This window comes from Gelidibacter sp. (genome assembly GCF_035515035.1).
Taxonomy (GTDB): Bacteria; Bacteroidota; Bacteroidia; order Flavobacteriales; family Flavobacteriaceae; genus Gelidibacter.
This window is the reverse complement of the sequence record NZ_DATJCA010000100.1, coordinates 1-12,053: the sequence shown is the minus strand read 5'-3', so window position 1 is coordinate 12,053 and position 12,053 is coordinate 1. Positions and strand designations below refer to the sequence as shown.

The window sequence follows — 12,053 nt, the reverse complement described above, 5'->3', positions numbered from 1 at the left end:
CATTGAGCAAAAGAAATGTATATAGTCTTATAGCCATTCTCCTTGTTTTAGGGGTTTATGGCTATGAGTATTTTTTAAAGGAAAAGGAAGTTTCTGGGTATGTGAAGGAAGGTGAACGTGTCAAGCCGGATACGAGAGCCTTCTTTTTGCCCGCAAGTACAACTGGGCAAGTAATCCATCATCAGGGCTATTCGCTTTCTTATAGTGAGCCCCATGAGCAGGCAGAATGGGTGGCTTATGAACTAAACAGGTCACATCTGTCAAAATCAAATTATAAACGGCCTTATTTTGAAATTGATCACGCTGTTAAAACGGGAGCTGCAAGTTGGCGGAATTATAAAAACTCTGGTTATGATCGCGGGCATTTGGTTCCCGCGGGAGATAGAACTTACGACAAGGAAGCTTATGAGGAAACTTTTTTGACCAGTAATATCAGTCCTCAAGACCGCGATTTTAATGCGGGTATTTGGAACACGTTAGAACAACAAGTTCGCTATTGGGCTAAAAAATATGATGGTGTTTTTGTAGTGACTGGTGGTGTTTTAAAGGGCAATCTAAAAACTATAGGCAACGAAAAGGTTGCCGTTCCTGAACAGTTTTATAAGATTGTCTATGATCCCGATAATCAAAAGATGATTGCTTTTTTGATGCCCAATAAAGATTCAAAAGAACCCTTGTATAATTTTGTGGTGTCTGTGGACTCCATTGAAGTGCTTACGGGAATAGATTTTTTTCCAGAACTTGAAGATGAACTCGAAGATAAATTGGAAGCTATGGACAGTTATAGGAATTGGGGTTTAAATTGATAAAATAAATTCAATAACCAAGAATCTAGATTCTAGACTCCAGAATAAAAAATCAAAATGTCTGGCTATAAGGGTTAAACATTCAAATACAATAAGAAAACAATAACTTCCAATGCCTTTACAAGTCCTGATTCTTGGCTCTTATAGCGAGCGGTCCTGACTCTTTTTTTTGTAATAATTTAGATTCAACCGAACGACATTTAATCTCACCTGCCATCCAAAGTCCTTAATTCCTGATTCTATTAGCACAGGAGTCTTGATTTTTTTTTTACCAGATGACTTTAATTTTTATCGACCGACAATAATTTCCATTGAGTTTACCAGTCTTAATTCTTGATTCTAAAAGCGCAGCGGTCTTGATTCCTTTTCCAAACCTCACTCCCGATAAATCTTCAAAAACTGGCGATCCGCTTGATTTTTATATAGCTCCAACAGTTTTTGCTTACCGTTTTTACCCAATTCCTGTCGTAAGGATGGGTTGGTAATCAATCGTTTTAATTCGGTTTTAAACTCTTCTTTAGTTTCATAGAGTAGCCCACATGCCGCACTTTCAATCAGTTCTTGCTGTGCTTTACATTTTGTGGCCAAAATGGGAATTTCGCCATACATATACTGAAATAACTTATTGGCAACGCCAGAATCGTGTTGGGCATTGACTTGAAAGGGCGCCAAACCAATGGTTATTTTTTTAAGGTAGGCGGGAAGGTATTTTACATCTGCCCAAGGGATATAGGTGAGATGGTCTTTTAAACCAGGGTGATTGATGTAACGCTGAAATTCGGCTTTATCCGCTTTATCTGTTGGGCCAATAATAAGGGTGTGAAATTGATCGCCTTCTTCCAATAGTTCAATAATCCAGGGCAGAATGTCCATAATTCCCCTACGTTTTGCAACGACGCCAAAATAAAATAGGGTAGGCAATTTAGAATCAAATTTGACGGCGTATTCGTTTTTTTCAAACGCCTGAAAACTTTCAAAATCGGGCATATTGGGATGCACATAAAGAGTTTCCGACTTTAGAAATGGAAATCTCGCAAGCAGATTTTGCTTAAAAGAATTGCTCAATACGATAATATGATCGGCATATTTTAAATATTCGCCCTCTTTTTTATACCATTTTTGCGGTTGCACCACATATTTTCGCCAGCCTTTAATGGCCCATTCATATGAATTTATGGCTGCAGGATAATTTTCGTGTAAGTCTAAGGTTAAAGGGATATTTCTGGTTGATTGTTGAATGCCTTTTTTAGCAGCTTTGGCTAAATATAAATCATGGACATGAAGCGCATCTAAATTGTTATTTATGATGAATTGGGTGATGTTATTTTTCCAAAGCCGTTCATAAAACTTAAAGTTTGTACTCAATAGCACAAATAAATCCCTGAGTTTCCTATGGATTCGGACTCTATTTACTGTTAAATCTGGATAGGTCTTATATGTCTTTTTAAAATCAAAACAGAGTACAAAAATGGTATGGCCTTCATCTTGAAGTAAGCGGATTTCCTTTTGAACACGATGGTCATGATCAAACTCATTATCTACAACAACACCAATATTCATTTTAATATTGATAAACTATCGCATTGATATGCATTCCTCCACCGACGCTTGCAAACATAATGAGGTCGCCTTTGGAAAGGGAATGGTTTTCTAATTTGTTGTTTCTGACCAAATCAAATAAGGTAGGGATGGTGGCCACAGAACTGTTTCCCAATTCGTGAATGCTCATCGGCATAATTCCCTCAGGGATTTCAGTGTTATAAAGCTTGTAGAAACGCTTTAATATGGCTTCATCCATTTTTTCGTTGGCCTGGTGGATGAATATTTTTTTAACCTCTTTAATGTCCCTGCCGCTTTTATCCAAACAGGTTTTCATTGCCAAAGGCACGTTATTTAGTGCAAATTCATAGATTTTTCGGCCGTCCATTTTAATGTATCGCGTATCGGCGCACAAATCCTTATTATTTGAACTTCCAAAATATAGATAATAGGCTTCATCATAAGTAAAACTTCCGGTTTCATGGGCTAAAATGCCTCCTTCTTCATCTGTCGCCTGTACAATTGTTGCACCAGCACCATCACTATAAATCATGGAATCACGATCGTGTTTGTCCACCACTCTGGAAAGCGTTTCAGAGCCAATAACCAAACACTTTTTAGCAATCCCTGCCTTTATAAAAGCATTGGCCTGAATGACACCTTCAATCCAGCCTGGACAGCCAAAAAGAATATCATAAGCGACACATTTCGAGCTTTTAATTCGTAAACTGTGTTTTACACGTGATGCTAAACAGGGTAATACATCGGTTTGGATGGTATTGTGTTTGACGTCACCAAAGTTATGTGCCATGATGATATAATCTAATTCTTCAGGATCAATTTTGGCATCAGCAATAGCCTTTTCAGCTGCAAAAAAAGCAAGATCCGAAGAAGTTAAATGGTCAAAGGCATAACGGCGTTCGTCAATGCCCGTAATCGCTTTGAATTTTTCAATGATGACGGAATTAGGATGTGGCAAACTGGAGCCATCGGCATTTAGAAAATGGTGTTGGCCGAAACTTTCATTTTTCTCAATGTTAGTTGGTATGTAGCTACCGGTACCTGTAATCTTTATTGCCATTTTATTTGAAGTTTTATTCAATTGACTAATGTAATTAATATTCGTTTTGTTTGTCTGTAATTGTATGCTTTATTAGGGATTTTTGCCAAATTATCAAAAATAGGGCAAGTACAAATAAAAATCAATAAAAAAGCGCTCATATTATATTTAAATGAACGCTTTTGTTGTTGTTTTCAGTGACTTAAAAGTTAAGCATCCATATATTCTTCAATAGGTGCACAGGTGCAAATAAGGTTTCTGTCGCCATAAGCATCGTCTACACGTCTTACGGACGGCCAAAACTTATTGTCTCTGATATATTCCAATGGATATGCTGCCGCTTCTCTTGTGTATGGGAAATCCCATTGATCTGAAGTAAGCATTGCCAACGTATGTGGTGCGTTTTTAAGGACATTATTTGGATCATCTTTAGAAGCATTGTCAATTTCTTTTCTAATAGAAATCATGGCATCACAAAAACGATCCATTTCGTCTTTACTTTCACTTTCGGTTGGTTCAATCATCAACGTTCCAGCTACCGGGAAAGATACGGTTGGTGCGTGGAATCCATAATCCATTAAACGCTTGGCAATGTCGCTCACTTCAATGCCGTTGTCCTTAAAAGGTCGGCAATCTACAATCATTTCGTGGGCGGCGCGTCCGCGTTCTCCAGAATATAGAGTGTCAAACTGTCCTTGCAAACGCTGTTTGATATAGTTAGCGTTTAAGATGGCTGTTTGGGTCGCTTTGGTCAATCCTTCAGCTCCTAACATCTTAATGTATCCGTATGAGATCAAGCACACCAGTGAAGATCCAAAAGGCGCTCCAGAAATAGCCGTGATGGCTTTATCTCCACCCGTTTTGATAATTGGATTTCCTGGTAAAAAAGGTACCAACTGTTCTGCCACACAAATAGGACCAACACCTGGACCACCACCACCATGGGGAATGGCAAAGGTTTTGTGCAAATTAAGATGACATACGTCTGCGCCAATGTTTCCTGGATTGGTCAATCCAACTTGTGCATTCATGTTGGCGCCATCCATATAGACCTGACCTCCATTATCATGAATAATTTGAGTGATTTCCTTAATGGCAGATTCATAAACACCATGGGTTGATGGATAAGTCACCATCAAGCACGATAAATTATCTTTATGCTTAAGCGCTTTTTCGCGTAAATCGTCAACGTCAATATTGCCTTCTTCTGTAGATTTGGTCACGACCACTTTCATTCCTGCCATCACTGCACTTGCAGGATTGGTACCATGTGCAGAAGATGGGATCAAACAAATGTTACGATGGCCTTCATTACGGGATTCGTGATACGCTTTGATCACCATTAAACCTGCAAACTCACCTTGTGCACCAGAATTAGGTTGCAACGATGTACCGGCGAAACCGGTGATTTCAGTCAGTTGGTCTTCCAAAGCTTTTAATACGATTTGATAACCCTCTGCTTGCTCAACTGGGCAAAACGGATGCATTGTGCCCCAATTTGGCCAACTCAACGGTAACATTTCTGCGGCAGCATTAAGTTTCATGGTACAAGATCCCAAAGGAATCATAGAATGATTTAATGACAAATCTTTGCGCTCCAACATTTTGATATAACGCATCAATTCGGTTTCAGAATGGTGTTTGTTGAACACCTCCATGGTCATGAACTCCGACTGACGCTGTAAGATTTTATCAATATTAGTCGCGTCCTCAATTTCTGTAAGGATAATCGTGTCTTTTTGAATGTTTTCAGCAAAAATTGCGATGATTTCGTTGGCATCCTTCAAAGACGTCGTCTCATTGATGGAAATCGTTACGTTATCAGCATTAGGGTAGTTGAAGTTTACTTCGTGACGTTCCGCTATTTTTTTGATTTTATCAGCATTCGCTTCAATGTTTATCGTATCAAAAAATGATGTGTTCTTTTGGGTGTAGCCCAATTGACTCAGTGCTTTTGCTACGCTTGATGCCGTGTTGTGAACTCTAGATGCAATAAAGTTTAGACCTTTTGGCCCATGATATACCGCGTACATGGCTGCCATAACCGCTAATAATACTTGTGCAGTACAAATATTAGACGTCGCTCTATCACGTTTAATATGTTGCTCACGGGTTTGTAATGCCATACGTAAGGCTCTATTCCCATTCATGTCTTTGGTCACTCCAATAATACGTCCTGGCAAATCGCGCTTGTATTCATCCTTGGTTGCAAAATAGGCGGCATGTGGGCCTCCATATCCCATTGGGATTCCAAAGCGTTGGGTGGTGCCCACCACTACGTCGGCCCCAAATTTACCTGGAGCTTCCAATTTCACCAAACTTAAAATATCCGCAGCAACTGCTACTTTTATCTGATTTTCATTGGCTTTTTCAATGAATGATTTGATATCGCTTACCAATCCGTCCTTTCCTGGATACTGTAAAATAGCACCGAAAAACTCTGATGAAAAATCAAATTCATCTTCCTTTCCAACCACCAATTCAATGCCAATAGGTGCAGACCTGGTTTGCAATAAAGACAGGGTTTGTGGTAAAATCGCCTCAGAGACAAAAAACTTATTGACGTCATCTTTCTTTTGATCACGCTCACGTACAGCAAATAACAAGCTCATCGCTTCTGCGGCCGCTGTACTTTCGTCAAGTAAAGAAGCATTGGCAATCTCCATCCCGGTCAAGTCGGTCACCATGGTTTGGAAATTTAAAAGTGCTTCCAATCTCCCTTGGGCAATTTCTGCTTGGTAAGGTGTGTAGGCGGTGTACCAACCCGGGTTTTCCAAAACGTTGCGCTGAATAACCGCAGGAACGATGGTAGGGTGATAGCCTAAACCAATATAGGATTTAAAAACTTTATTCTTTTTTGAAAGTTCATGAATATGATTGTTGTATTCATATTCAGACATTGGTGCGTCAAGGTTCAATCCTTTTTTCAATCGGATATTATCTGGAACTGTTTCATAGATCAATTGATCCATACTATCAGCTCCAATGGCTTTGAGCATTAGTTTTTGGTCATTTTCGTCTGGACCAATATGGCGAAGAGCAAAACTGTTTGTATTCATTAATATAGGTGTTGTGTTAGATTCCCGACTGTGCGTGAAAGTCAATTAATTAAACGCTATAACTCTTTGGAATTAGGCGTTTTTTGCAACCGCGAATTTACGGAAATATTGATCATTTTTAGTTAAGGAAAACTAAAGTTTTTAACCAATTGAACGTCTTATTAACACAATGCTTATTTTTGTAAGATGAAGAGGTTAAAGCCTTTGTTTGATTTTTATATCAATAGTAGCATTCATGTAGCTTTGGCCGTGTTTTCCATGACCTATGTCACCTTGTTGGAACTCAATTTACCAACCGATTGGCCACTGTTGTTTTTCGCCTTTTTTTCCACAATTACCGGTTATAATTTCGTGAAATATTTTGGAATGGCAAAATTTCATCATCGGCGGTTGGCGGGATGGTTGAAAGTTATTCAGCTATTTTCATTGATATGTTTTCTCTTGATGCTCTGGTTTCTATTTCAATTAAAGCCAAAAACCATAATCTATATCGGCATTTTTGGACTCGTTACATTTTTGTACGCCATTCCTTTCTTGCCCAAACGGTATTTTATGGACCAACAACAGAACTTAAGGAACATAGGGGGTTTAAAAGTGTATGTGATTGCTCTGGTTTGGGCCGGAGTGACCGTTTTACTTCCGATATTTGATGCAAATGGAGTTTTTAATACCGACGCCTGGCTCATGACCATGCAACGTTTTTTGTTGGTTATGCTATTAATGTTGCCGTTTGAAATAAGAGATTTGAAATATGACAGTTTGAAGTTGGCCACGGTGCCTCAAAAAATAGGGGTGAAGAACACCAAACTGATGGGAGTTGCAGTAGGCATGTTCTTTTTTGCTTTGGAATTCTTAAAAGCCGAATGGCGTGTCAAGTTAATGGCGTTAACTATGGCAGTTACATTGATCACCTTGCTTTTTATTGTTTTTGCCGATAAAAAAAAGAGTGATTATTACAGTTCTTTTTGGGTAGAAAGTGTGCCGATAATTTGGCTGATCTTACATCTGGTTTTTTAACTGCTCGTTTAAACGGTCTTCCATAAGTTTACGTTCGCTGTACTCTAAGCATTCTAGATTGGAAGATTTTAGGGTTTTGGTCAATTGGGTGTTTCGGTTAACGTACATTCGTGTGGTACGGCACCAAAGATATCTGAAGTTTAGTTTAATCTTTTCCCATAGGGTGGATTCCTGATATTGTGATTTGTCACAAATATGAAATGCTTCTTCTCTTGAAATTAAAAAAAATCTTATCATTGCTATGTTTTAAACCAGTGTTTCTCCATGCATTCCGCCAAAGTTGTCCGTGTACGGTGAATAATGACCCATAAGTTAGACGCAGTGATGTTTAGTTCATTACAAATAGCTTCAGTTTCATAATTTAAAATGGTCTTCATCTTGAATACGGTAGCCTGTCTTTCAGGTAGTTTATTGATGCAATCGTAAATGACATCCCCAAGTTCCCTGTTTTCAAGGTTTTCCTGAGCATTTAAATAGCCTTCATCTTCCACGCGCTCTTCCATCCAGTCCCCTTCATTTTCATCGGTATTATAAGTCATTCGAACTTCAGCCTGACCTTTCCTGGAATTTATTCTTCTATAATAATCGATTATTTTTCTCTTTAAGATTGAAATAAGCCAAGTGCGTTCACTCGCTTCACCCTTGAAATTTTTCTTTGACTTTAAAGCTGCAAAAAAAGTATCCTGAATGATGTCTTTAGCAATTTCGCGGTCATTGACCCGGATAATTGTGTAATTAAAGAGATAATCCGAATAAAGTTCAATCCACTTACTAGGGTTGATGTGATGATTTGGCATCTGTTTTATAGCAATTTACATCTAAATTAAGTAAATAATTCCTATTATTTGATCAAATTAACTAAACCGTTTCAGATGTTTTCATAATTGAAATTTACAACCTTGGCGTGGCTGCCGATAAATAACATCACCAAATCTGGTAAGTGGATTTCTAAATTATATTTTACTTGTACTTTTATATGAATTTACTTTTCAAGAAGTCCCGCCCGTTTCAATAGCGCATCAGGTTGAGGTTCTTTTCCTCTAAAACGTTTATACAGCACCATTGGATCTTCAATCCCACCTTGTGAAAGCACATGCTCCATAAATCTTGTGGCGACTTCTTTGTTGAAAATTCCTTTTTCCTTGAAGAATTCAAAAGCATCTGCGTCCAGAACTTCAGCCCATTTATAGCTATAATATCCCGACGAATAACCACCTTGGAAAATATGGGAAAAGGAGGTACTCATGCAGTTTTCTTTGACATCGGGGAATAATTGACTCCCTTCAAAAGCTTTTAATTCATGCGCTTTTACATCATTTATTGAGGTTGGATCAGTCCCGTGCCAGCTCATGTCCAAAAGCCCAAAACTCAATTGACGTAAGGTTTGCATGCCTTCGTGAAAAGCAGCAGAATCCTTAATTTTTTGAACCAAATCCATTGGAATCAATTCACCTGTTTGGTAATGGGTGGCAAACAATTCTAAAGCCTCTTTTTCATAACACCAATTCTCAAATATTTGACTTGGTAATTCTACGAAATCCCAAAAAACACTGGTGCCCGATAAACTTGGATAAATTGTATTTGCCAACATACCATGAAGAGCATGGCCAAATTCATGGAATAGGGTGGTCACCTCATTAAAAGTCAATAGTGACGGTTTGGTTTTGGTGGGTTTGGTGAAATTACAGACTATTGAAATGTGCGGACGCTCATGTTTATCCGCTTTTATGAATTGAGGTTTGTAGCTGGTCATCCAAGCGCCATTGCGTTTTCCTGCTCTTGGGAAAAAATCGGCGTAAAAAATAGCCACCAATTCGCCGTTGGTGTTGGTTACTTTATAAGTTAAAACGTCTTTGTGATATTTATCGATGGTTGTGATTTCTTCAAAAACCAAACCGAACAATTTTTTCGCGACCTTAAAAGCTCCATCAATAACATTTTCGAGCTTAAAATAGGGTTTTAGCTTTTCATCGTCCAAATCAAAACGTTTCTGCTTTAATTTTTCGGCATAATAGGCCGAATCCCATTTTTCCAATTGATCAATGCCATCCAGACTATGAGCAAATTCTTGCAGTTCTCTAAATTCGCGCAATGCGGCTGGTTTGGCCTTGACTAAAAGTTCTTCTAAAAAATCTTCGACCTTTTGTGGCGTTTTGGCCATGCGTTCCTCAAGTACAAAATGCGCATGGGTTTTATAACCTAAAAGCTGGGCGCGCTGAAAGCGTAATTTTGCAATCTGCAACACATTACTTTGGTTGTCCAGGGCATCTCCTTTAAACGCTTTTTTTCCTGCAGCAATGGCTAGTTTTTTTCTGAGCGCTCTATTATCTGCATAAGTCATGAAAGGGATATAACTTGGGTAGTCCAAGGTAAATAGCCAACCATCTTTGTCTTTGCTTTCTGCCAATTGTTTTGCAGCTTCCAATACGCCTTCTGGCAATCCAGAAAGCTCATCTTCATTGCTCACCAACATTTCAAAGTTATTGGTTTCTGCCAAGACGTTTTCACCAAAGGTCAATTTGAGCTGGCTCAATTGTTTGTCAATGTCTCTAAGTTTTTGCTTTTTGTCTTCGGAAAGATTAGCGCCATTCCGTGCAAAGCTCTTATATTTTTTGTCTAAAAGCGTGTGTTGTTCAGTAGTCAATTCTAAAGTGTCCTTTTGATCATAAACCGCTTTGACTTTCTTGAACAACGCCTCGTTTAAAGTGATGTCGTCGCTGAATTCAGTGATTAAGGGAGAAACTTCTTGGGCGATTTTTTGAATGGTATCGCTGGTTTCTGCAGAATTGAGATTGAAAAAAATACTCGAAATCCGATCCAATTGTTGGCCGGTAAATTCTAATGCTTCAATCGTATTTTCAAACGATGGTTCCTGATCTGAATTCGTTATGGCCTCAATTTCCAGTTTGGCGCTGTCAATGGCGGCCTTGAAAGCGGGCAGATAATCAGTGTCCTTTATTTTGGAAAAAGGTGCTGTATTGTATGGCGTGTTGAAATAGGTGTTTAAGATATTCATAGAAGGAAATATTCGATTTTAAAGAAAGAGGTTTGAAATTTATCTTACTAATTGGTTGTGATTCTGACAATCGACTTATTATTTACATAGATTTATTCCTGATTTATTTACCTTTGTTTCGCAATTGTAAAAAATTTAGATAAATACCCTTTTATAGTTGATTAATAGCATGAGAACCCTGGCACTTGTTCAGGGTTCTCTATTTTAAATCTTGAGCAGAAGCGATAACTTGAGTTTTTAAGTCTTCTTTATAGGCGATGATCTTATCTCTCACCTGAGCATCCGAACTTCCAATAATTTGAGCTGCCAGAATGCCGGCATTTTTTGCGCCATTTAAGGCTACTGTAGCAACAGGAACGCCTCCTGGCATTTGAAGAATGGAAAGGATGGAATCCCAACCATCAATGGAATTTGTACTTTTTACAGGAACACCTATTACCGGTAGTGGAGATAATGAGGCAATCATCCCTGGAAGATGGGCAGCGCCTCCAGCACCTGCAATGATTACTGAAAAGCCGCGGGTATGGGCGTTTTTTCCATAATCAAATAACTTTTCCGGAGTCCTGTGGGCTGATACAATATCAACTTCAACTGCAATATCAAACTGTTTTAAAATGTCAATAGCGTCTTGCATTACTGGAAGGTCGCTTTTGCTTCCCATGATGATTCCTATTTTGCTCATAATTTTATAAACTATAAATATTTAAGTTCTCGGTTAAGAGGAAGAAAGATTATTGATTTGTTGCGTATTTACTGACTAATAACTTTTATTAGATTCTTCGCATCCTCGGCAATTTGTCGCGCTTCATTCAGATCTTCATTAACAATGGTTACATGACCCATCTTTCGGAATGGTCTGGTCTGTTTTTTACCATAGATATGAGGTGTCACACCATCCATGGCCATGATAGCTTCAATGTTTTCATAAATCACATCGCCAGAATGGCCTTCGGCGCCTACCAAATTGACCATCACGGCGGCCACTTTATTATCTGTTCTACCTAAAGGTAAATCAAGAATGGCTCTTAAGTGTTGCTCAAATTGAGAGGTGTAGCTGGATTCAATAGTATGGTGCCCAGAGTTGTGCGGTCGCGGGGCAACTTCATTTACAAGAATTTCGTCATCTTGGGTTTGAAACATTTCTACCGCCAACAAACCAACATGATTGAAAGCTTTCGAAACTTTTAACGCGATGTCTTGTGCTTTGTGGGCGATTTTAGTGCCAATTCTTGCAGGACAAATTACGTATTCTACTTGATTGGCTTCTGGATGAAATTCCATCTCTACAACGGGATAGGTCGTCACTTCACCCTTCACATTTCTACTAACGATAACCGCAAGTTCATTTTTAAATGGAATCAAGGCTTCTGCAATACACTCGCCGTCTTGGAGATCTTTTAAGTCGGCTTTACTTCGCACTATCTTCACCCCATTACCGTCATATCCAAACTGGGCTGCTTTCCAAACAAAAGGTAAATGAAGGCCGCCATTGTCAATGGCATCTTCAATTTGGGAGAGGTAGGCAAAACGAGTAAACTTGGCCGTAGGAATATTGT

General features: G+C 38.7%; 10 protein-coding genes. 2 read left to right on the top strand and 8 right to left on the bottom strand.

The window, feature by feature from the left end; all coding sequences use genetic code 11:
- Positions 1 to 2: 2 nt before the first annotated feature.
- Positions 3 to 806 carry a DNA/RNA non-specific endonuclease gene (locus VLZ86_RS07835; RefSeq protein ID WP_325450073.1) on the top strand — a complete coding sequence of 268 codons (804 nt, stop codon included), beginning with the start codon at positions 3 to 5 and terminating at the stop codon, positions 804 to 806.
- A 375-nt stretch (positions 807 to 1,181) separates the two neighbouring features.
- Here VLZ86_RS07835 and VLZ86_RS07830 read toward each other — a convergent pair whose 3' ends face one another.
- From VLZ86_RS07830 to gcvP, 3 genes are all read right to left on the bottom strand, one after another.
- On the bottom strand, positions 1,182 to 2,366 hold the full coding sequence (locus tag VLZ86_RS07830) for a glycosyltransferase family 4 protein (RefSeq protein ID WP_325450072.1): 1,185 nt from the start codon (positions 2,364 to 2,366) through the stop codon (positions 1,182 to 1,184).
- Position 2,367: 1 nt separating this feature from the next.
- Positions 2,368 to 3,426 carry a ketoacyl-ACP synthase III gene (locus VLZ86_RS07825; RefSeq protein WP_325450071.1) on the bottom strand — a complete coding sequence of 353 codons (1,059 nt, stop codon included), beginning with the start codon at positions 3,424 to 3,426 and terminating at the stop codon, positions 2,368 to 2,370.
- Between the two features lie 188 nt (positions 3,427 to 3,614).
- The gene (gene gcvP, locus VLZ86_RS07820) at positions 3,615 to 6,464 is read right to left on the bottom strand and encodes an aminomethyl-transferring glycine dehydrogenase (RefSeq protein WP_325450070.1); all 2,850 of its coding nucleotides are present in this window, start codon (positions 6,462 to 6,464) and stop codon (positions 3,615 to 3,617) included.
- A 186-nt stretch (positions 6,465 to 6,650) separates the two neighbouring features.
- Here gcvP and VLZ86_RS07815 point away from each other — a divergent pair, with 186 nt between their 5' ends.
- A complete protein-coding gene (locus tag VLZ86_RS07815; protein WP_325450069.1) occupies positions 6,651 to 7,481 on the top strand; it encodes a hypothetical protein in 831 nt (276 codons plus the stop codon).
- Here the strand turns inward: VLZ86_RS07815 and VLZ86_RS07810 are convergent.
- From VLZ86_RS07810 to VLZ86_RS07790, 5 genes are all read right to left on the bottom strand, one after another.
- A complete protein-coding gene (locus VLZ86_RS07810; protein ID WP_325450068.1) occupies positions 7,464 to 7,718 on the bottom strand; it encodes a hypothetical protein in 255 nt (84 codons plus the stop codon). The two genes, VLZ86_RS07815 and VLZ86_RS07810, sit on opposite strands and share 18 nt — an antisense overlap.
- 2 nt (positions 7,719 to 7,720) lie before the next feature.
- Entirely contained in the window at positions 7,721 to 8,278 is a 558-nt protein-coding gene (locus VLZ86_RS07805) for a sigma-70 family RNA polymerase sigma factor (protein ID WP_325450067.1), read from the bottom strand.
- 185 nt (positions 8,279 to 8,463) lie between these two features.
- Positions 8,464 to 10,497, bottom strand: a complete 2,034-nt coding sequence (locus tag VLZ86_RS07800; protein WP_325450066.1) for a M3 family metallopeptidase — start codon at positions 10,495 to 10,497, stop codon at positions 8,464 to 8,466.
- Between the two features lie 199 nt (positions 10,498 to 10,696).
- Positions 10,697 to 11,179 (bottom strand): 5-(carboxyamino)imidazole ribonucleotide mutase, encoded by a 483-nt coding sequence (gene purE, locus VLZ86_RS07795; RefSeq protein WP_325450065.1) that lies wholly within the window; start codon positions 11,177 to 11,179, stop codon positions 10,697 to 10,699.
- Between the two features lie 68 nt (positions 11,180 to 11,247).
- Positions 11,248 to 12,053 (bottom strand): 5-(carboxyamino)imidazole ribonucleotide synthase (locus VLZ86_RS07790; RefSeq protein WP_325450064.1); only part of this gene is annotated, 806 nt, incomplete at its 5' end.

Bases quoted from the DNA above. Each gene is read 5' to 3' on its own strand.
- VLZ86_RS07815 (WP_325450069.1), top strand. From the start codon at position 6,651: ATGAAGAGGTTAAAGCCTTTGTTTGATTTTTATATCAATAGTAGCATT.
- gcvP (WP_325450070.1), bottom strand. From the start codon at position 6,464: ATGAATACAAACAGTTTTGCTCTTCGCCATATTGGTCCAGACGAAAAT.
- purE (WP_325450065.1), bottom strand. From the start codon at position 11,179: ATGAGCAAAATAGGAATCATCATGGGAAGCAAAAGCGACCTTCCAGTA.
- VLZ86_RS07810 (WP_325450068.1), bottom strand. From the start codon at position 7,718: ATGATAAGATTTTTTTTAATTTCAAGAGAAGAAGCATTTCATATTTGT.
- VLZ86_RS07830 (WP_325450072.1), bottom strand. From the start codon at position 2,366: ATGAATATTGGTGTTGTTGTAGATAATGAGTTTGATCATGACCATCGT.
- VLZ86_RS07805 (WP_325450067.1), bottom strand. From the start codon at position 8,278: ATGCCAAATCATCACATCAACCCTAGTAAGTGGATTGAACTTTATTCG.
- VLZ86_RS07825 (WP_325450071.1), bottom strand. From the start codon at position 3,426: ATGGCAATAAAGATTACAGGTACCGGTAGCTACATACCAACTAACATT.
- VLZ86_RS07800 (WP_325450066.1), bottom strand. From the start codon at position 10,497: ATGAATATCTTAAACACCTATTTCAACACGCCATACAATACAGCACCT.